Here is a 20,317-nt window from a genome sequence, read left to right on the forward strand (position 1 = left end):
TTGAATATTGCAAAATATTCTTACTTCATCTCTCTCCTATAATCAAAATCATTTTTTTGCACGTTATAAGAAGGGGTAGAGTGTGGATAAAAATCATTAAAAAAGAGTAAACACTCTCTGATAAAGCGTTTAGATAGAAAGGGTTATCGTAATATTGGGAGTTGGAAAATACAATGATAGTATCGGTTTTTATCTTTATTTCAGAAAGATGGCAGAATGGATTTATACTATTTGCAGGTAGTGTCGTAAAATGGGAGTGACGAGCATGAGAGATATTGTTTAAGAATTTGTACGTGAATAACATCAGTATCTTTTTTTTGGCATTTTATTTTTCGTAAAAGCGGAATTTCATTAAAAAACGCAATAAATAAGAGAAATGATAGTATATATGTTTTTCTTCAGGGTTTTATAAGAAAGAAAGTATTTATAAAGATGATGAGAAAATACGTTTAAATTAAATACAACAGTAAAATGATCAGTTTATATCACAGTGTTATATTCAGAGAAATTTCCTATTTTATCATGAGTAGATATCCTATTTACAATATTTGATTGTTCAAAGGAAAGCACACTCATTTTTTCAAAATTATGGTCAACGTAAAACAGTAAGAAAATTTGTGTATCATGCTCTTATATAAAATAATCAAATCGGAAAAAAGAATATTCAAAGGATTTAGTTTTCTCGCGCAATGGCTCTCCATCCGATATCACGACGAACAAAACCTTCTGGCCAATCAATACAATCAACAGCTTCATAAGCACGTTTTTGTGCGTGCGTAATCGTTTTTCCTGTTGCTGTTATGTTGAGGACACGTCCACCATTTGCAATGAGTTCTCCATCACGCAATACTGTACCAGCTTGAAAAACTTTCACATCGGGAAGATTGTTTACTTTATCAACGTTACGGATAACAGTACCTTTTTGGGGAGAGTCTGGATAACCATTGGCAGCCATAACAACGGTGAGAGCAGTTTTTTCAGACCACCGAAGAGGCTTATTTTCAAGTTTTCCTTGAGCTGCAGCAAGAAAAATTGGCAAAATGTCATCTTTGAGGCGCATCATTAAAACTTGACATTCAGGATCACCGAATCGTACGTTAAATTCAATTAATTCGGGTCCTTTTTGCGTTATCATTAATCCGACGAAGAGAATACCTTTAAAGGGGGCGCCCATTTCTTTCATGCTTTTTAAAGCTGGTTCAACAATTTCTTTGAGGGTACGATTCACTATTTCTTGGGTCATGATGGGCGCTGGTGAATAAGCACCCATACCACCGGTGTTTGCTCCAATATCGCCATCACCTACACGTTTATGGTCTTGAGCAGAACCAAAAGGAAGAGCAACTTTACCATCACAAAGGCAGAAGAAGCTTGCTTCTTCACCTTCAAGAAAAGATTCTACAACAATTTTGTTTCCTGCATCTCCAAATGCACTTTTGAAGCAGGCATCGACTGCGTTAAATGCTTCTTCCATAGTTGTTGCAACCACGACACCTTTGCCAGCTGCTAAGCCATCAGCTTTAATAACAATGGGAACACCTTGTTGATGAATGTAAGCTTTAGCTTTAGAGGCATCATTAAAGCATTGGTAACTTCCTGTAGGAATGTTATTCTTACGACATAAATCTTTTGTAAAAGCTTTAGAACCTTCTAGTTGAGCAGCTTTTTGAGTAGGACCAAATACACAGATGTTAGCGCTATTAAGAGAGTCTGTTATACCCGCAACCAATGGTGCTTCTGGTCCTACAATCACAAGATCAATAGAATGTTTTTTACAAAAATCAATAACAAGGGGATGGTCATCAATGTTTAAATTAATATTTTCACCAAATTCTGTTGTTGCAGGGTTTCCAGGAGCACAATATAACTTTGTTAGCAGTGGTGATGCAGCTATTTTCCATGCTAAAGCATGTTCTCGTCCACCTGAGCCAATAAGAAGAATATTCATTGCTTGCTCCTCTCATAAAAGATGATTAATCTCATCTCCTTCTCATAAGAATGAAATGTCTCTATCGCAAGACCAAAGGTAAATCATTTGATGAAAAAAAATAAAAATATCGCGCATGTTCAATCCTGTGAGAGTCAGGGACGGGTTATGGATGCATCTTCCAAACAATGGGTCTACAATTTCCTTCCCTGTTCTTTATGGTTTTATGCGCAATTGGCGCGTTGGGATCGGCCTATCGGATGGCAATTGTTGATGTGGCCTTGTTTTTGGTCAACAACAATGGCTTTTTTCTCTTATAACATGCATTACGATACTCTTTTATCAATGTTTCTTCACTGGGTTTGGTATCTTTTTCTTTTTTTTCTGGGATCTATTGCTATGCGAGGGGCAGGATGTACTTGGAATGATCTTATTGACCATAAAATTGATGCTCAGGTAGAAAGGACACGTTCTCGCCCATTGCCGACAGGTCATGTGAGTCGGTTTCAAGCAAGAGTTTTTATACTTATGCAATGTTTGGTTGGTTTAGTCGTTTTATCACAATTTAATAGGTTTAGTTTTTTTCTAGGTATTTCGTCATTGATAGCTGTTGCATTTTATCCTTTTATGAAACGCGTAACATATTGGCCGCAGTTTTTTTTAGGCGTTGCGTTTAATTGGGGGGCATTAATGGGGTGGGCTGTTGTCTTTGGAAGTTTAAGCTGGGCACCAATCTTGCTTTATGTGGGATCAATCTTGTGGACCATAGGATACGATACAATCTACGCACATCAAGATAAAGAAGATGATGCTACTGTTGGTGTCCGTTCTACGGCCCTTCTCTTTGGTAAAGGAACCAAGCGTGCTTTAGTATTTTTGTATGGTGGTTTTGTGGTGTTCGTTAGTTTAGCATTTTATTTAGCTGGAGTCCCTGTTCTTAGTTTTTTGGGGATTTTTGTGGCAAGCATCCATATGTTTATTCAAATTAAAGTCATTGATATAGATGACAGTTCACAATGCCTCAGGCTTTTCAAATCTAATTCGCTTATTGGTTTTGTGATTTTTGCTGGTTTGGTATGTGGGGGTATATGGACGATATTTTATCCTGCGGTCTAAAAATAAGTTAGCTAAAATCATAGTTTCTGCTGAATACAGTATTTTCTTTTAAATAAGCTTGTTGCTAATCTGTTTTAAGCAATACAGTAGAAAATATTACCAATCAACTTTTACAGTGAAAATGAATTTCTTCTATTTAAATAAAATAAATCATCTTCTTTTAGAATTTTTCAAATAAAAAATACTTGTTTAACTGTTGGGAAGAAAAAATCTTTATAACGATGAAGTTTGAAGGATTAGGGATAAAGTTTTTGTCTTTTCCAATCGCTGTGTTCAACACAATCGCGTGTAAAAAGCAGACGATCATGTAAACGAAATGGGCGATCGCACCAGAACTCTATAGAAAGGGGGTTAACACGAAACCCAGACCAATAAGGTGGTCGTGGAATATTGCCTAGAGCATAACGCGCAGTATATTGAGCAATTGCTTTTTCGAGCACAAAACGATTGTCTAAAGGTTGAGATTGTTTAGATGCCCATGCACCAATTCGACTACCACGTGGTCGCGATTGGAAATAGGCATCGGCTTCCTGTTGACTTACTTTTTCAACAATTCCTCTAATTCTGACCTGACGACGGAGCGATTTCCAATGAAAACCTAAAGATGCTTTCATTGATTTTAAAATTTCTTGTCCTTTACAGCTTTCATAATTGGTATAGAAGACGAAGCCTTGGGGACTGTAGTCTTTGAGGAGAACCATACGAACATTAGGGAGTCCTGTTTCGTCAACTGTTGCTAATGCCATAGCATTTGGATCATTTATTTCACTTATCGTTGCCTCTTCAAGCCACTTTGCGAAAAGTTCAAAAGGTTTTTGCATTTTCATAAAATGATCATCTGTTGGTATTTTGTTGCTCATAGTTTCTCCAAATATCAGTGAGTATGGGCGAGGCATTTTCTCATTTACTTTATCATCAAAAAGCCAATGCTATTGTGTATTTCTATGGTAGTTTAATTATTTTTACTTTAGCATAGGCTACAATGAGCTATATTAAATAAATGTCTCATTTTATCTGGTATTTTAGTTTATTGATAGACATATAAAAAGGAAAGAAGAAATTATTCTCTAGAATAGACTGATGAAGATATAAGGGATATTGAGCAACGGATCAGTTGATATTTTGAAAACGAAAAAATTGAAAAGAGGGCAATATGCGTGATCCCTACACGATTCTGGGTGTGGCACGTACCGCAAAATCGCAAGAGATTAAATCGGCATTTAGAAGATTAGCAAAGAAGTATCATCCAGACCATAATAAAGATGATACAAAGGCTAAAGAAAAATTTGCTGAAATTAATCAAGCTTATGAAATTATAGGTGATAAGGATAAAAAGGCACAATTTGATCGCGGTGAAATTGATATGGAAGGAAAACCGCTTTATCAAGCTTATGGTACTGGTGAAAATTTTAGCAATAAACAAAATCCCTTTTCAGGAAGAGCAAAGGGATTTGATTTTTCCTCTTCAGGTGGTGCAGGTTTTGATGCGAGTGATATTTTTCGGGATCTGTTTGGAGGAGGTAGTAGCTTTTCGAATTCCACACACTATAACCGTCCCCAACAAGGAGCACATGTTCGTGCTAATCTTGCCATAACATTAGAGCAGATGGTTGGCGCAGAAAAGGTGGAAGCTGTTTTTCCAAATGGAAAAAAGTTAAAAATTAAACTTCCAGATTATATTGAAGACGGACAGACTATTCGTTTAAAAGGTCAGGGAGAAGAGGTACCTCTCGGGCAAGCAGGAGATGCGTTGATAACCATTCAGATTCAAAAACATCCTCGTTTTCGGGTTGAAGGAAGAGCACTTCATCTTGATTTACCAGTTTCTCTTAAACATGCTGTTTTGGGAGCAAAAGAAGAAGTTGAGACGTTGGAGGGACGTGTGGTTTTAACGATTCCTGCTTGGTCAAGTTCTGATCGCGTTTTACGGTTGAAAGGAAAAGGGCTTCGTTTAAAAAATGGTACAAGAGATGATCTTTATGTGCATGTTCGCATTATGTTGCCGGAAGGTGAAAATGCCGCGCTAGAACAGTTTTTGCAAATGCAACAAGATTAATTTTAAAATTTTTTATATACAAAAGCGTAGTTTTTGTTTGATTTTAAACCAATTGCTTGAAGAAAAAGTTGACCTGTGTCATAGGCAGATGAATAATATTAATTTTAAGTAACAATGGGGCAGTGCTGATGGCTAAGGGTAATGGTTTGTTGTACGGTAAGCGTGGTTTAATTTTGGGGTTGGCCAATAATCGCTCCATCGCTTGGGGAATCGCTAAAGCGGCAAGTAGCGCAGGGGCAGAGCTTGCTTTTACCTATCAGGGTGAAGCAATGAAAAAGCGTGTTGAGCCTTTGGCTGAAGAATTAAAGGGGTTTGTTTGTGGACATTGTGATGTTTCTGACAGTGTCTCTATTGATACGGTCTTTAGAGAAATAGAGAAGAAATGGGGAAAACTCGATTTTTTAGTTCATGCTATTGGTTTTTCTGATAAAGACGAATTAAGTGGTCGTTATATTGATATCAGCGAATCAAATTTTATGATGACCATGAATATTTCCGTTTATTCCCTAACAGCTCTAACGAAGCGTGCAGAGAAATTGATGCCAGATGGTGGGTCAATCTTGACACTGACCTATTATGGTGCAGAAAAGGTTGTTCCCAATTATAATGTAATGGGGGTTGCCAAAGCAGCTCTTGAAGCGAGCGTGAAATATTTAGCGGTAGATTTAGGTCCTCAAAATATTCGTGTTAATGCTATATCTGCTGGACCAATTAAAACGTTAGCGGCTTCTGGTATTGGTGATTTTCGTTATATTTTAAAATGGAATGAATATAATGCTCCATTACGTCGTACGGTAACAATTGAAGAGGTTGGTGATTCTGCGCTTTATTTTCTTTCAGATTTGTCTCGTTCTGTTACCGGTGAAGTCCATCATGTCGATTCGGGTTATAATATCATAGGTATGAAAGCAGTTGATGCACCAGACATTTCTGTCGTTAAAGAATAAAGTTTGGTTTATGGGATTTTATTGGACAGCAGTAATTTGACCAAATTTAAAGTGGCTAAGGGTATTTGGGAGCAACGAGCTACCTTGTGTATAGCACACAACATACGTTGTCGTTGTATATATTTGACAGAGAAACGGATCTTTTTTCATGTCGCATAATACATTTGGTCATTTGTTTCGTGTAACAACATGGGGTGAAAGTCATGGTGCTGCTCTTGGTTGTGTCATTGATGGTTGTCCACCTGGAATTATTTTTACTCTTGCAGAAGTTCAAGCTTATCTTGATAAACGCAAACCAGGACAATCAAAATATACAACGCAGCGCCGAGAACCAGATGAAGTAGAGGTCCTTTCAGGAGTTGTTGTTCAAGACGATGGGACAACATTGGTGACGACAGGTACACCAATTTCTCTGTTGATTCGAAACACAGATCAGCGTTCGAAGGATTATAGCTCGATTGCTCATCAGTATCGTCCAGGACATGCGGATTATACTTATGATATTAAATATGGCATTCGTGATTTTCGAGGTGGGGGACGTGCTTCAGCACGGGAGACGGTAGCACGTGTTGCAGCTGGTGCATTTGCTCGTAAAATCGTTCCTGGTTTGATTGTACGAGGAGCAGTGATAGCAATTGGTCCTCATAATATTAATCGTGATCGGTGGGATTGGTCAGAGGTTGATAATAATCCTTTTTTTACAGCTGATGCAGAGATGGTTCCCATTTTTAGTGATTATATCAGTAAACTCCGTAAAGAGGGAACATCTGTTGGTGCGGTTGTTGAGATCGTTGCAGAAAATGTTCCGGCAGGTTTAGGAGCCCCTATTTATGCAAAGCTTGATCAAGATATTGCATCGTTACTTATGTCGATTAATGCGGTAAAAGGTGTGGAAATTGGTGATGGTTTTGCGGCAGCCCGCCTGAGGGGAGAAGAAAATGCCGATGAAATGCGAATGGGAAATGATGGAAAACCGCTTTTTTTATCCAATCATGCTGGTGGTATTTTAGGGGGAATATCGAGTGGACAGCCAATAGTTGCACGTTTTGCTGTAAAGCCTACTTCATCAATTTTAACGCCTCGTCGCTCCATTGATGTTGATGGTCATGATATAGATGTTATAACGAAGGGACGTCATGATCCATGTGTTGGGATTCGTGCCGTTCCTGTTGGTGAAGCGATGGTTGCTTGTGCTATTGCTGACCATTATCTAAGACATCGCGGTCAAATTGGGTGATTGAAAAGGTGAACAATGGCGTATGATGAAAAAAAAATTGTTTCTGCACTTAAAGCTTTTGAACGCGGTGAAATTGTTGTGGTGACAGATGATGATGACCGTGAAAATGAGGGTGATTTAACTGTTGCTGCAGCGTATTGTACAGAAGAAAAGATGGCGTTTATTCTTCGTCACACAACAGGTATTGTGTGTACACCTATGCCAAAAAAAGAAGCACAACGGTTTAATCTTGCTCCTATGGTACCAGATAATAACTCTGCACATGGGACGCAATTTACTGTTACTGTGGATTTTAAACATGGGATAACAACGGGTATTTCTGCACATGACCGCACATTGGCAGTTCGTAATCTTGCTAATCCAAATGCTGGTGCTCACGATTTTGTCCGTCCAGGACATATTTTTCCTTTGATTGCGCATGAAGGGGGGGTGCTCATGCGTTCAGGTCACACGGAGGCCGCTGTTGATTTATGTAAATTAGCTGGTTTGCCACCAGTTGGTGTTATTGGTGAGTTGGTCAATGATGATGGCAGCGTTAAACATGGCGATCAGATCATGAAATTTGCACAAGAACATCGGTTACATATGATAACGGTTGCAGATTTAATTGCTTACCGCCAACGTAAGGAAATATTGATCAAGCATGTTGGAGAAATGCCTATTGAAACATCTGTAGGTCCCGCGATTGTTCAAAGTTATCAATTCCCTTGGGAAGCCGTTCAGCATATTGCAATTGTTTTTGGTGATGTCCGTGAGGGTGAGGATATTCCTGTGTATTTACATCATGAAAACATTATAAATGACGTTTTTTGTCAATCTTCAGATATTATGGTGGTGATGCGGCGTATGATGGAAAAAGAAAAACGTGGCGTATTTATTTATTTGCGTAAAGGATCTGTTATGCAATCAACTATTGATATTCAAAATATGGCAAGAGACAGTTCAGAAAACCATGTGCAGGCGATTGAACGCGAAGAAGAATGGCGCAAAATTGGTTTAGGATCACAAATTTTAAAATATCTAGGAATAGGCTCTGTTATTGTTTATGCTGCTAAAGAGCATCATCATGTAGGTTTAGAAGGTTTTGGAATTCGTATATCTAGAACAGATATTTTTTGAGGTTCATATGAAAAAAGAGATGCAAGAGGGGGATATTACGACCTTAAGCTTTGAGCAAGCGCTTAAGCAACTTGAAGTTATTGTCGAAAATTTGGAACGTGGCGATGTGCCTTTGGAACAATCCATTGATATTTATGAACGCGGTGAAGCGCTTAAAAAGCATTGTGAAAAACTCTTAAGAGTTGCTGAAGCTAAAGTTGAAAAAATACAGCTTTCAGAAGACGGTTCTCCAGAAGGAGTAGAACCACTTGATGCTAAATAATATTAAATATTTTGGATATTTATTGTGAAACGAGGAGATATAATAACCTTTTTTATAGAAAATTAAATCGATTGATTTCTTTTTTATAAAATAAGTAAAAAATGAGGAAAGTATAGCTCATCTCAAATAGAAAAGAGCATTTTTCAGTAAAAAAGATGCAAAACTGTAAATAAGAGTAGAGAAGATATATTTTTATCGTTTCGTTTTCTTGAGTTAAGATAATAGAAAGGTTTTTTTTGTCTCAGGTCTTAACACCATTGCTTGACCGTATTTGTTTTCCGCAAGATTTGCGGGCATTGCCTGAGTCTGATTTGGTACAGTTGGCTGATGAGTTGCGGACTGCAACAATTGATGCGGTTTCTGTAACAGGTGGTCATCTTGGGGCGGGACTTGGTGTTGTTGAGCTCACTGTTGCATTACATTATATTTTTAATACACCAGAGGATAGGATTATTTGGGATGTTGGTCATCAAACCTATCCACACAAGATTTTAACGGGGCGTAGAGAAAAAATTCGCACATTACGTCAAGAGGGCGGATTATCAGGTTTTACAAAACGTTCAGAAAGTGTGTATGATCCATTTGGAGCGGGTCATTCGTCTACTTCTATTTCAGCGGGGCTTGGCATGGCGGTGGCAAGTGCTTTGAAAGCAGAGACAAGACGCAATATCATAGCTGTCATCGGTGATGGTGCAATGTCTGCGGGCATGGCTTATGAAGCAATGAACAATGCTGGTGCTTTGGATGCACGCTTGATTGTTGTTCTTAATGATAACGATATGTCTATCGCACCACCTACAGGTGCTATGAGTGCACATCTTGCACGATTAGTATCTCGTCCTTCTTATCGTCATTTGCGTGAACGCGTAAAGATGTTGAGCGAAAAATTGCCAAAGTTTTTTTTGGATAAGGCGCGTCGTTCAGAGGAATTTGCGCGTGGACTTTTGGTTGGGGGAACTTTATTTGATGAGCTTGGCTTTTATTACCTTGGCCCCATAGATGGGCACAATTTGGGGCATTTATTGCCTGTTTTAAAAAATGTTCGTGAATATCCTAGTGGTCCTGTTTTGGTGCATGTTGTCACACATAAGGGAAAGGGATATCCACCTGCAGAAGCCTCACCTGATAAATATCATGGTGTTAATCGTTTTGATGTCACGACAGGAAAACAGGTTAAAGCATCAAGTAATATTCTACCCTATACCAAGGTATTTTCTAAAGCTTTAATAGAAGAAGCTCGCCATGATGATAAGATTGTTGGCATAACAGCAGCGATGCCAACAGGGACAGGTCTTGATTCTTTTGCGAAAAAATTTCCTGAAAAAATGTTTGATGTTGGTATCGCTGAGCAACATGCCGTAACTTTTGCGGCAGGACTTGCTTGTGAAGGGTACAAGCCTTTTGTTGCAATTTATTCTACTTTTTTACAGCGTGCTTATGATCAAATTATTCATGATGTATCAATTCAAAAATTACCGGTACGTTTTGCTATTGACCGTGCAGGTTTTGTGGGGGCAGATGGTGCAACACATGCTGGAAGTTTTGATATTGTTTTTTTGTCCACTCTTCCTAGGTTTGTTGTTATGGCACCTTCTGATGAGCTTGAACTGATGCATATGGTGCGTACAGCTGCAGCTTATGATCAGGGACCAATTTCTTTTCGTTATCCACGTGGTGAGGGTATTGGTATAGATTTACCGCAACGTGGTGAGTTATTAGAAATTGGAAAGGGGCGTGTTCTGCGTGAAGGAAATAGGATCGCTTTGGTTTGTTTTGGAACGCGGATGTCAGAAGTGTTACAAGCTGCTGATGCATTGGAGGCTGAAAGATTATCTACGACGGTTGCAGATGCACGGTTTGCGAAACCTTTAGATAAGGATTTGATGTGTCGTTTGGCACGTGAGCATGAAGTATTGGTGACAATTGAAGAAGGGGCAATCGGTGGTTTTGGAGCGCACATATTACAATTTTTAGCGCAAGAAGGGCTCTTAGAGCATGGTTTAAAAGCTCGTACACTAAAACTTCCTGATGAGTATTTGAATCATGGTGCACCAGAAAAAGTTCTTTCACGTATCGGACTTGATGCTATGGGTATTGTCAACACGGTTTTTGCTGCTTTAGGCCGCGAGATTCGAACAGGATAAAAAATTCGAGTATGATATGGCTGCCAGAAAAAGGCTCGATATTCTCTTAGTTGAAAAAAACTTTTTTACGACACGTTCACGCGCACGTGATGCTGTTATGCGTCAAACTGTTAAAGTTAACGGCGAAATCGTTTTTAAAGCTGGGCAAATCGTTTTTGATGATGCAGAGATTGCTGTTTGTGATCCAGCGCAGAATTATGTTTCTCGGGCAGCGTTAAAATTGATTGCTGCACTTGATGCATTTCCGATTATAACAGATAAAGTGACGGCCATTGATGTTGGTGCATCAACAGGTGGTTTTACACAAGTTCTCTTAGAGCGTGGATCGGCTCATGTAATTGCCGTTGATGTTGGGCATCATCAATTTGATAAACGTTTATTGGGCAACAGTGCTATAACGTTATTAGAAGGCTTGAATGTTAGAGATTTTCAACATAAACATTTAGGTGGGCGAGAAATTGATCTTATCGTTTCAGATGTTAGCTTTATTTCTCTCAAACTTGCATTGCCTCCCGTTTTGTCTTTAGCCAAGAAGGGTGCCCAAGCTGTTTTACTGGTAAAGCCTCAGTTTGAGGTTGGTCGTAAACACTTTAGCAAGAGGGGAATATTAAATCCATCAATAGCTAAAGAAACTGCTGAGGCGCTTTTTGTTTGGTTAAATACACAAACAGGGTGGAGTGCAAAAGGTTTAATTTCTTCCCCTATTACAGGTGGTGATGGCAACGTGGAATATTTACTATTCGGAGAAAAACAAGAGTGAGTGACAATGTCATAATCGACCATATCGGAGCAAATGGGTATGGTACTTCTAGGACGTCTCACGGCTTCGTTTATGTTCCTTTTACTTTACCAGGAGAGTGTGCTGAAATTACTGTTCATGGAAAATATGCAACATGTATAGCATTAAAAGAAAAATCATTAGAACGCATTGATACTCTTTGTCAGCATTTTGGAGAATGTGGAGGGTGTACTCTTCAGCATTGGCATATGGATGCTTATCGCGTATGGAAACAACAATTGGTTGTTGATGCGCTTAAAAAGTATGGACTTAATAATGTTGTTGCGCCTTTAATAGAATGTAAACCTTATAGCCGACGGCGGATTACTCTAACAGCATCTATGACCCCACAGGGGCAAAAAGTTGGTTTTAACCGTTATCTCTCTCATGAGATTGTAGCTCTTGAGGAATGTCCAGTAAGCCGTCCAGAGCTTATTTCTCAGTTGCATAATATTAGAGAGCTCTGTGCTTTTCTAAGCAGCTCTGCCAAACGGTTTCATGTTACAATAACACGTGTTGAAAATGGTTTAGATGTTGCTTTAAGCGGTTGCATTGTACACCATGAATCACTTCGTCAGAAAATGATCAGTGCTGCTCTTTCATATGGGATTATACGTTTATCTGTTGACGGTGAAGTTTTGGTTGAACGAGAAAAACCAGAGATTTACTTTGGAGATGTCCGTGTTGAATTTCCTTCTGGTGGTTTTCTTCAAGCAACTTGCGAAGCTGAAAATATAATGGGCAATATTATTTTGACTCATTTACAAAAAGCAAAGAATGCTGTTGATTTGTTTTCAGGGATAGGAACATTTACCTTGCGTATGGCAAAAAAGATGAATGTTCATGCAGTAGAAGATAATGAAGATGCATTAAGAAATCTAAATACAGCAGCACGTTTTGCAACTGGTTTAAAAACGGTCACTTGTGAAAAACGTGATCTTTTCCGACATCCCCTTTCTGTAAAGGAACTTGAGTGTTTTGAGAGTGTTGTTTTTGATCCTCCCCGTGTTGGTGCAGAGCAACAAGTACGTGAATTAGCGAAGACAACAGTATCACGTGTTGTGGCAATTTCCTGTAATCCTACTACATTTGCTCGTGATTTATCTCTTCTTGTTGCAGGGGGGTATACAGTAGAAAAAATCATACCGATTGATCAATTTTTATGGTCACCACATGTCGAAATTGTTGCTGTTTTGAGCAAAAAGAAAAAAAAGAAAGCTTGGAAGCTTTAGCCTAAAATTTTTTAATGCCATGAAGACTTTTTTAAAAGTTTACTTGAGTATTATTATAAAAATCTCTCCAAAATTTCTCTATAATAATAACCTTTTGCTCGTTGAATTAAGAGCACTGAATGTAGAAAGTGTTTTTTATTTTAAACTTTTTTATTATGAAATATAAAAGGTAAATTATCCCACACAAAAGACTAATGTATTACGAAGAAGATGTATCTGAACAAGCCGGTGCTAGTGTTATATTTGCCATCTCTCAATGTTTCTACAACTCTTGGTACTTGAGAGGGGACATAAGAGGAATCTTTGGTCCTGTCTTTTACAGTTTTTATTCATATAACTCCCCCCACCTGTAACGTACAAACGAAAGATTTTGATTGATTCAACATGGAACAGATTTGAAATGAGAGAATCTTATGGAATTCAAGGTTCTAATTCAATATGAAAAACGATAGATTATCTTTATAAATCAACGCATTGTACCCCCCCCTCACAAAGTGGTCGTGATAGACGAGAAGGAGGCAATATTGGGAAGGAATGAGAACGCTTATTCCTTTATAAGCGCAGTTCCACCGATTGTCATATTATTGATTCGAAGATGAGGTTGACCAACACCAACAGGGACATTTTGGCCAGCTTTTCCACAGAGACCGATACCATTATCAAGTTTACTATCATTACCAATCATTGTAATACGTTTCATAGCATCCGGTCCATTTCCAATAAGAGTTGCGCCTTTGATTGGTGCTACAATTTTACCATTTTCTACTCGGTATGCTTCAGTACATTCAAAGACGAATTTTCCAGAAGTAATATCAACTTGTCCTCCACCAAATGAAACAGCATAGATACCATGTTTGAGTGAAGAAAGGATTTCTTCAGGTGTTTTATCTCCTCCTAGCATGATTGTATTGGTCATTCGTGGCATTGGTGCATGAGCATAAGATTCACGCCGTCCATTCCCAGTTGATTTACTTCCCATAAGCCGTGCATTAAGCCTGTCTTGCATAAAACCAACGAGCTTTCCATTTTCAATGAGAACGTTATATCCTGAAGGGGTCCCCTCATCGTCGACAGTGAGAGAACCACGGCATTGTGGAATTGTTCCATCATCAACAACTGTAACACCTTTTGCCGCAACTTGTTGTCCTAAAAGTCCAGCAAAAGCGGATGTTTTTTTACGGTTAAAGTCACCTTCTAAACCATGACCTACGGCTTCATGGAGCATAACGCCAGGCCATCCATTGGCTAAGACAACATCAAAAGATCCTGCAGGTGCTGCTTCTGCTTCTAAATTTGTTAAAGCCATACGTAAGGCTTCATCCGCAGCTTTTTTCCAATTGTCTTCATGAATAAATTGGTCAAATGCTTGTCGCCCTCCACATCCATAAAAACCATTTTCACGTCGATTGCCTTCAGCTGCGACTACAGATATAGAAAGCCGCACAAGGGGACGAATATCACGAACCAAATAACCATCTGCACGTAAAATTTCAACATGTTGTAGCGAGCCGGAAAGAGAAGCAGTCACTTGATGCAATTTATCATTTTTAGCACGTAAATAGGCATCAATTTTTTGCAAAAGAGCACTTTTTTCTTCAAATGATGGAGCATCAAGGGGATTATGCGGTTGATAAAGTCTCTTGTTTGTTTGTTGAGGTGCTATGCTATAAGTCCCTGCATGATTATTATAGGTAATAGCTTTAGCTGCTTCACTGGCACGTTTGAGTGCAGCAGCTGATAATTCACTAGAATATGCATATCCGGTAGCTTCTCCAGCAACGACACGCAGACCAAATCCCATATCTTGATGGAAAGAGCCGTTTTTAAGCTGTCCATTATCAAATAAAAGAGCTTCGCTTTCTGTATACTCAAGGTAAAGCTCACCGTCATCAGCATGATGAAGCGTTTCTTGTACAAGTGATTGCACTTTAGAGGAAGTAATATCAAAATGATCAATCAGCGATTTCATAAGAATTATCCTATTTTTATGGGGACTTAGAAGATTTTTATTAATCTAATTTAAGAAGCTTTCAAAATATACGATGAGATTTTAATCGTATAAAGTGTATCGATTTCATTCATGTAGGTAAGGTTGCATAGGCGTCGCCAAGACCATGAAGGTCAACGAAACCTCCAATCCCTTGTTCAGGAGTTGTAAAAATAAAATAAGTTGCCATTTTTCCTTTTAAAAAGAGCTGCAATATGTCTTCTTTAAGAAAGGCTTCAGCAACACAATTATCACCAAGACAACGACGATATTCCATTCTGCCCATATTTTTATCGTCAATTTTAATTCCAACACCAGGACGTAATTCAACGCGAATCGGAACAAAAACACGCATCAAAGCACCTTGCTTTTTAGGAAGTTTATAAAATGTAACGCGCAAGGTAATATCATGACGACCTTGTGTATGAACGTTTTGTACAACTTCACACTGCATGTTAGGTGTACCTGGCGGTAGAGTACAAACTTTTGTCCATGCACCATAGGTTTGTGGAGCAGGGACATTTTGCGCATAGGGTGTTTGTGCAAATGCATGATTGATAAAACTACTATAAAGTGTGTAAAGAACAGCACCAATAAAAAAACTTTTTTTGAGTAATTTATGAAGTATCACAGAAAATCCTATCCGACTCAACACACACACAACCATGCATAGATTTACATAAAAAAATGAATTCCCCACATAAAAACTATAACACAAAATCAGTATTTACCCAAATATATTAATCCATAGGATATATTTTTATGATACATTTGTAATGTAGGAGAGAATGTTGATTGAAAAAATGTATTTTTGTTGCCAATATTTCCATCTATTTTTAGGGGATACGTGCGAACGAGGTATTTCATATTTTCTCAAAAATACGATTGGTCTTAATTGATCATTTCCATACGCTAGATAATATTTGTCAGATAATATTGGTTTGTGAATGACAGAAATGGAAAAGGGCTTTGAGCGGAATGTCAGTTTCAGGAGAGTTATCGGTTGTGAATGGTAAATCAACGCCACCAAAATCCGGTATTGGTGATTATATCACGTTATTAAAGCCACGTGTTATGTCTCTTGTGGTCTTTACGGCTCTGGTTGGTTTGCTTGTATCGCCTGTTCCTATCAATCCGTTGTATGGTTTTTTAGCGATTTTATGTATTGCTATCGGTGGTGGCGGTGCGGGAGCACTGAATATGTGGTATGATGCTGACATTGATGCCGTGATGGAACGGACCAAAAAGCGTCCTATTCCTATGGGTAAAATCAGTTCCCGAAAAGCATTTATTTTTGGCATGGTTCTTTCTATGCTTTCGGTATTGGTTATGGGGAGCTTCATTAATTGGTTTGCGGCATTTTTTCTTGCGTTTACGATTTTCTTTTATGTTGTTATCTATACAATTTGGTTAAAGCGTATCACACCACAAAATATTGTTATTGGTGGTGCTTCTGGGGCTTTTCCACCAATGATTGGATGGGCCGTGACAACAGGGACAGTGAGTATTGATAGCTTTTTATTATTTTTAATCATTTTTATGTGGACCCCCCCTCATTTTTGGTCTCTTTCTTTATTTTCATCTCTTGATTATGAGGCAGCAGGTATCCCTATGATGCCTAATGTACGAGGTGAACATTCAACAAAAAAACAGATTTTATTTTATACTATTTTGATGGCATTATGCGCAGCTGCTCCTTGCTTTACTGGTCTTGGTGGAATTTTTTATGGTATTTTTTCAACAATTTTAAGCATTATCTTTGTTTATTTTGCCTATCGTTTGTGGAAAGCTGATACACATAATGAAACTATTTTGATGGCAAAAAAACTGTTTTTCTTTTCATTACTTTATTTGGCAGCTATCTTTGGAGTTCTTTTGATTGAATCTCTTGTTTGGTATTTTATCGCTCTTTAGTCGCGTAAAATGAAAGAACAAATTTTAAAAGAGCTTTGTTGCAAGAACATATTGTAAGAAAACACGATAGAGTGTGTTCTTATGCAAAAGATGGTATTGCCAGTTTTTTTACATTGCTTATTCGTGTATAACGATAGGTTGTTTGAATATATAGCTAAAACTGTAGAGATTAAGGATGATTTATGTCTGGACTTCCCCCTTTAACGATACGTCTTTGTGGTCCACGTGGATTTTGTGCAGGGGTTGATCGTGCTATCCAGATTGTTCTCCTTGCATTAAAAAAATATGGTGTTCCAGTATATGTTCGTCATGAAATTGTACACAACCGCTACGTGGTTGAGGGATTACAACAACGGGGAGCCGTTTTTGTTGAAGAACTTGATGAGATTCCAGAAGAACATCGCAATCAACCGGTTGTTTTTTCTGCTCATGGTGTACCAAAATCTGTTTCAGAAGAAGCACGATGCTATAATTTGTTTTATCTCGATGCAACATGTCCGTTGGTCTCGAAAGTTCATAAACAAGCGATACGACATCAACGTCATGGTCGTCATGTTATATTGATTGGTCATGCTGGTCATCCTGAGGTGATAGGGACAATGGGACAGCTTGAAGAAGGGGCTGTGACGCTTATTGAAACGATAGAAGATGCTTTGCATTACCAACCCAATGATCCAGATAAATTAGGATTTGTTACACAAACAACGCTTTCTGTTGAAGATACTGCAGGAATTCTCGATATATTACAACAACGTTTCCCTACATTAGCGGCCCCAGCGGCTGAGTCAATTTGCTATGCTACAACGAATCGACAAGATGCGGTTAAGGCAGCAGCAAAGGGGAGTGATTTGTTTTTGATTGTTGGAGCGCCAAATTCTTCTAATTCACGACGTTTAGTAGAGGTTGCTGAAAAGTCTGGTGCGCGGCAAGCTATTTTAGTTCAGCGCGCTGATGAAATTAATTTTGAAAACCTAAAAGCTCTTTCTATTGTCAGTCTTTCAGCAGGGGCTTCGGCTCCTGAAATTATTATTGATGAAATTATTTCAGCGTTTCGTGAGCGTTATGATGTCACAATAGAATTAGCTGAAACAGCGGTAGAAACGGAAAAATTTTTAGTGAGTCGCGAATTACGTGACGTCATTTTAACGTCTCAAGATATGGCTTTCGTCAATGGTCAAGCAAATAATGCAAAAAATGAAAATCAGAATACAGACATGTCTACAACGAAAGCAGAATAATGGCCGTTTATACAGATATTCATTCAAATGATTTAAAAGTGTTTTTAACACGTTATGCAATAGGGTCACTTTTGTCTTATCAAGGTATAGAGGAGGGGATTGAAAATTCTAATTTTATGTTAGAGACAACACAAGGGCGATTTATTTTAACACTTTATGAAAAACGTATTTCAAAAGATGATTTACCTTTTTTTTGTCGCTTGATGCAGCATTTAGGACAGCGTGGAATTCCTTGTCCTCAACCTGTTATTCAAAATGATGGAATGATGATCTGTGAATTAGCAGGACGCCCTGCTGCTATTATTACTTTTCTGGAAGGAGAGTGGGTCCGCCAGCCCACTATAGATCATTGTGGTGAAGTGGGGACGGGGCTCGCACAATTACATTTAGCAGGACAGGATTTTACACTCAGTCGTAAAAATACTCTTTCTGTTATGGATTGGCAGGTATTGTGGCAACGTTGTCAAACAAAAGAAGATGCATTATTAAAAGAATTTGGACAAAAAATTGAGTTTGAATTGGCTTTTTTACAGGAAAATTGGCCGCTCAATTTACCAATAGGCATTATCCATGCAGATTTATTTAATGATAACGTCTTTTTTGTGAATCATCGTCTTTCTGGGATGATAGATTTCTATTTTGCTTGTAATGACTTTTTTGCTTATGATTTAGCGATCTGTTTAAATGCTTGGTGCTTTGAGCCTGATCATTCCTATAATCTGGCCAAAGCACGTAAGTTATTGGAAAATTATCAAAAAATAAGACCATTGATCCCTTTAGAATTGGACAAGATTGTTTTGTTAGCTCGTGGTGCGTCTTTACGTTTCTTACTCACACGTCTTTATGATTGGTTTAATACACCGCCTAATAGCTTTGTTATTAAGAAAGATCCATGGGAGTATTGGCACAAGCTTTGTTTTTTCAGTAATGTAAATTCGCTAAGTGAATTAGGTTTTTAAATTTTATGGCAACTCAACAAAAAGTCGTTGAAATTTATACAGATGGTGCTTGCTCAGGGAACCCTGGAATTGGAGGATGGGGAGCAATTTTACGCTGGAATGGTCATGAACGTGAGCTTTATGGCGGTAAGGTCCATACGACAAACAATCAAATGGAAATCATGGCGGCAATTTGTGCATTAAAGGCGCTTAAAGAGCCCTGTTTGGTCGACCTTTATACAGACTCAGTTTATGTGCGTAACGGTATATCTAAGTGGATTGAAGATTGGAAAAAGAATAATTGGCGCACCGCATCAAAAAAGCCTGTTAAAAATATGGAGCTATGGCAAGCTCTTGAGGATGCTTGTTCTTGTCATACAGTCAGATGGCACTGGGTAAAAGGGCATGCGGGACATCCAGAAAATGAACGCGCAGATGCCCTTGCTCGCAAAGCAATTACTCAATATCGCGAAAATGGACATTTTACAGCATAATTGCTGTTTGATAGCTTTTTTCTTTTATTACGGAGTCACAAGAGGGGTTGGCTGCGTATGGAATATGAATGTTCCACTTAAGGCGTAATCTTTAAAAGAAACTGTATAAAAAATTTTTTGGTTTATTTCTTCTGGAGCGAAATAGAGTGGAGCACTGAAGAGTGTATATTCTGCGTTATCACTGACTTTTTTTGCTGCTCCAATTTGCATTTCTCCTCCATCTAAAAAGAGAGAGGAAGGAGTGGTTTTGTTGTTATTTTGTATTTTTATAAGAAGGGTACTGTTATTTTTTTCGGCACTTATTTTTAGTGCATTCTGCATCATGCGGGGCAAAGAATCTTGGGCATTTTTTAAGAAGGAAGCAGGAAGATGTTTATTTTTAAGAGCAGATGGCGAAAAATCAAAGTTAACAGTAAATGGAAGACAGATTTTATTACATAATCCAAGAGTGAAAGCACCACTTAAATTTTTGCTTGAACCAGAAAGATTGAAGGGCAATATTACTTTATCTTTATAGCCTAATGACCAATCATTTTCTGTTTCAAAAAGCTGTGGGGTAGGATAAAAGATTTCATAAGAAACCTGTTGGTTGAAATTAAAAAACGGTGCCATGCCAGAATTACCTGGATTACGCCAGTAAGTTTTCCATCCTGGTTTAAGCACAATCTCAATAATGCCTTCTCTTATTCCAGAAAGAGAAGGTTCGGTGATCGCTAATCGGATACGACCACCATCTGATTCATACCAAGATGTTGCGAAAAGCTGGAGTTTTTGTCCTTTTTGAGCATTTACAGGAATGTTAAGTAATTCTAAAACTATGAATGTTAAGCTTAAAGTAACTAAAAGATTTTTATAAAAGAAAGTTGCGATATTTTGTAAATTTGTAAATATATGACTTTTTTTCATTGGAGTTTTATTTTCCTAGTGT

General features: G+C 38.2%; 18 protein-coding genes. 13 read left to right on the forward strand and 5 right to left on the reverse strand.

What is annotated here, in order from left to right:
- Positions 1–673: 673 nt before the first annotated feature.
- Positions 674–1,948 carry a phosphoribosylamine--glycine ligase gene (purD, locus tag ACFIK8_RS02380; RefSeq protein WP_375635779.1) on the reverse strand — a complete coding sequence of 425 codons (1,275 nt, stop codon included), beginning with the start codon at positions 1,946–1,948 and terminating at the stop codon, positions 674–676.
- A gap of 90 nt (positions 1,949–2,038) precedes the next feature.
- Between purD and ubiA the strand changes: the two genes are divergently transcribed.
- Positions 2,039–3,043, forward strand: coding sequence for a 4-hydroxybenzoate octaprenyltransferase (ubiA, locus tag ACFIK8_RS02385; protein WP_375635778.1), 1,005 nt, complete (start codon positions 2,039–2,041; stop codon positions 3,041–3,043).
- A gap of 236 nt (positions 3,044–3,279) precedes the next feature.
- Here the strand turns inward: ubiA and pdxH are convergent, their stop codons facing one another.
- Positions 3,280–3,903: a pyridoxamine 5'-phosphate oxidase gene (gene pdxH / locus ACFIK8_RS02390; RefSeq protein ID WP_375635777.1), complete on the reverse strand. Its 624-nt coding sequence runs from the start codon at positions 3,901–3,903 to the stop codon at positions 3,280–3,282.
- A gap of 293 nt (positions 3,904–4,196) precedes the next feature.
- Here pdxH and ACFIK8_RS02395 point away from each other — a divergent pair, with 293 nt between their 5' ends.
- From ACFIK8_RS02395 to ACFIK8_RS02430, 8 genes are all read left to right on the forward strand, one after another.
- A complete protein-coding gene (locus tag ACFIK8_RS02395) occupies positions 4,197–5,099 on the forward strand; it encodes a DnaJ C-terminal domain-containing protein (RefSeq protein ID WP_012754817.1) in 903 nt (300 codons plus the stop codon).
- Between the two features lie 128 nt (positions 5,100–5,227).
- Complete coding sequence (gene fabI, locus ACFIK8_RS02400) at positions 5,228–6,046, forward strand: enoyl-ACP reductase FabI (protein ID WP_273787904.1); 819 nt, start codon at positions 5,228–5,230, stop codon at positions 6,044–6,046.
- Positions 6,047–6,194: 148 nt separating this feature from the next.
- On the forward strand, positions 6,195–7,283 hold the full coding sequence (gene aroC / locus ACFIK8_RS02405) for a chorismate synthase (protein WP_375635776.1): 1,089 nt from the start codon (positions 6,195–6,197) through the stop codon (positions 7,281–7,283).
- 15 nt (positions 7,284–7,298) lie between these two features.
- Positions 7,299–8,402 (forward strand): 3,4-dihydroxy-2-butanone-4-phosphate synthase, encoded by a 1,104-nt coding sequence (gene ribB, locus ACFIK8_RS02410; protein WP_375635775.1) that lies wholly within the window; start codon positions 7,299–7,301, stop codon positions 8,400–8,402.
- Between the two features lie 7 nt (positions 8,403–8,409).
- Entirely contained in the window at positions 8,410–8,664 is a 255-nt protein-coding gene (locus ACFIK8_RS02415) for an exodeoxyribonuclease VII small subunit (protein WP_375668935.1), read from the forward strand.
- 236 nt (positions 8,665–8,900) lie between these two features.
- Positions 8,901–10,808, forward strand: a complete 1,908-nt coding sequence (gene dxs / locus ACFIK8_RS02420; protein WP_375661273.1) for a 1-deoxy-D-xylulose-5-phosphate synthase — start codon at positions 8,901–8,903, stop codon at positions 10,806–10,808.
- A 16-nt stretch (positions 10,809–10,824) separates the two neighbouring features.
- Positions 10,825–11,568, forward strand: a complete 744-nt coding sequence (locus ACFIK8_RS02425; protein ID WP_375635772.1) for a TlyA family RNA methyltransferase — start codon at positions 10,825–10,827, stop codon at positions 11,566–11,568.
- On the forward strand, positions 11,565–12,818 hold the full coding sequence (locus tag ACFIK8_RS02430) for a class I SAM-dependent RNA methyltransferase (protein ID WP_375635771.1): 1,254 nt from the start codon (positions 11,565–11,567) through the stop codon (positions 12,816–12,818). The genes ACFIK8_RS02425 and ACFIK8_RS02430 overlap by 4 nt, the downstream gene beginning before the upstream one ends.
- Positions 12,819–13,362: 544 nt before the next feature.
- Here the strand turns inward: ACFIK8_RS02430 and tldD are convergent.
- Entirely contained in the window at positions 13,363–14,787 is a 1,425-nt protein-coding gene (gene tldD, locus ACFIK8_RS02435) for a metalloprotease TldD (RefSeq protein WP_375635770.1), read from the reverse strand.
- A gap of 109 nt (positions 14,788–14,896) precedes the next feature.
- A complete protein-coding gene (locus tag ACFIK8_RS02440) occupies positions 14,897–15,472 on the reverse strand; it encodes an invasion associated locus B family protein (protein ID WP_375635769.1) in 576 nt (191 codons plus the stop codon).
- Between the two features lie 311 nt (positions 15,473–15,783).
- Here ACFIK8_RS02440 and cyoE point away from each other — a divergent pair, with 311 nt between their 5' ends.
- The 4 genes from cyoE to rnhA all read left to right on the forward strand — a co-directional run bounded on the left by cyoE (position 15,784) and on the right by rnhA (position 19,389).
- The gene (cyoE, locus tag ACFIK8_RS02445) at positions 15,784–16,719 is read left to right on the forward strand and encodes a heme o synthase (RefSeq protein WP_375635768.1); all 936 of its coding nucleotides are present in this window, start codon (positions 15,784–15,786) and stop codon (positions 16,717–16,719) included.
- 182 nt (positions 16,720–16,901) lie between these two features.
- Positions 16,902–17,957 carry a 4-hydroxy-3-methylbut-2-enyl diphosphate reductase gene (ispH, locus tag ACFIK8_RS02450; RefSeq protein WP_375635767.1) on the forward strand — a complete coding sequence of 352 codons (1,056 nt, stop codon included), beginning with the start codon at positions 16,902–16,904 and terminating at the stop codon, positions 17,955–17,957.
- Positions 17,957–18,916, forward strand: a complete 960-nt coding sequence (locus tag ACFIK8_RS02455; RefSeq protein ID WP_375635766.1) for a homoserine kinase — start codon at positions 17,957–17,959, stop codon at positions 18,914–18,916. Before ispH ends, ACFIK8_RS02455 begins: the two co-directional genes overlap by 1 nt.
- A gap of 5 nt (positions 18,917–18,921) precedes the next feature.
- Positions 18,922–19,389, forward strand: coding sequence for a ribonuclease HI (gene rnhA / locus ACFIK8_RS02460; RefSeq protein ID WP_375635765.1), 468 nt, complete (start codon positions 18,922–18,924; stop codon positions 19,387–19,389).
- Between the two features lie 27 nt (positions 19,390–19,416).
- Here rnhA and ACFIK8_RS02465 read toward each other — a convergent pair whose 3' ends face one another.
- Positions 19,417–20,295 carry a protein-disulfide reductase DsbD domain-containing protein gene (locus ACFIK8_RS02465; RefSeq protein WP_375635764.1) on the reverse strand — a complete coding sequence of 293 codons (879 nt, stop codon included), beginning with the start codon at positions 20,293–20,295 and terminating at the stop codon, positions 19,417–19,419.
- Between the last annotated feature and the right edge of the window lie 22 nt (positions 20,296–20,317).

The sequence above is a fragment of the Bartonella sp. MR168JLCBS genome, assembly GCF_042194175.1.

Bases quoted from the DNA above. Each gene is read 5' to 3' on its own strand.
- ACFIK8_RS02415 (WP_375668935.1), top strand. From the start codon at position 8,410: ATGAAAAAAGAGATGCAAGAGGGGGATATTACGACCTTAAGCTTTGAG.
- fabI (WP_273787904.1), top strand. From the start codon at position 5,228: ATGGCTAAGGGTAATGGTTTGTTGTACGGTAAGCGTGGTTTAATTTTG.
- rnhA (WP_375635765.1), top strand. From the start codon at position 18,922: ATGGCAACTCAACAAAAAGTCGTTGAAATTTATACAGATGGTGCTTGC.
- tldD (WP_375635770.1), bottom strand. From the start codon at position 14,787: ATGAAATCGCTGATTGATCATTTTGATATTACTTCCTCTAAAGTGCAA.
- ACFIK8_RS02465 (WP_375635764.1), bottom strand. From the start codon at position 20,295: ATGAAAAAAAGTCATATATTTACAAATTTACAAAATATCGCAACTTTC.
- ribB (WP_375635775.1), top strand. From the start codon at position 7,299: ATGGCGTATGATGAAAAAAAAATTGTTTCTGCACTTAAAGCTTTTGAA.
- ACFIK8_RS02440 (WP_375635769.1), bottom strand. From the start codon at position 15,472: ATGGTTGTGTGTGTGTTGAGTCGGATAGGATTTTCTGTGATACTTCAT.
- ACFIK8_RS02395 (WP_012754817.1), top strand. From the start codon at position 4,197: ATGCGTGATCCCTACACGATTCTGGGTGTGGCACGTACCGCAAAATCG.
- aroC (WP_375635776.1), top strand. From the start codon at position 6,195: ATGTCGCATAATACATTTGGTCATTTGTTTCGTGTAACAACATGGGGT.
- pdxH (WP_375635777.1), bottom strand. From the start codon at position 3,903: ATGAGCAACAAAATACCAACAGATGATCATTTTATGAAAATGCAAAAA.
- ubiA (WP_375635778.1), top strand. From the start codon at position 2,039: ATGAAAAAAAATAAAAATATCGCGCATGTTCAATCCTGTGAGAGTCAG.
- ispH (WP_375635767.1), top strand. From the start codon at position 16,902: ATGTCTGGACTTCCCCCTTTAACGATACGTCTTTGTGGTCCACGTGGA.
- ACFIK8_RS02425 (WP_375635772.1), top strand. From the start codon at position 10,825: ATGGCTGCCAGAAAAAGGCTCGATATTCTCTTAGTTGAAAAAAACTTT.
- purD (WP_375635779.1), bottom strand. From the start codon at position 1,948: ATGAATATTCTTCTTATTGGCTCAGGTGGACGAGAACATGCTTTAGCA.
- cyoE (WP_375635768.1), top strand. From the start codon at position 15,784: ATGTCAGTTTCAGGAGAGTTATCGGTTGTGAATGGTAAATCAACGCCA.
- ACFIK8_RS02455 (WP_375635766.1), top strand. From the start codon at position 17,957: ATGGCCGTTTATACAGATATTCATTCAAATGATTTAAAAGTGTTTTTA.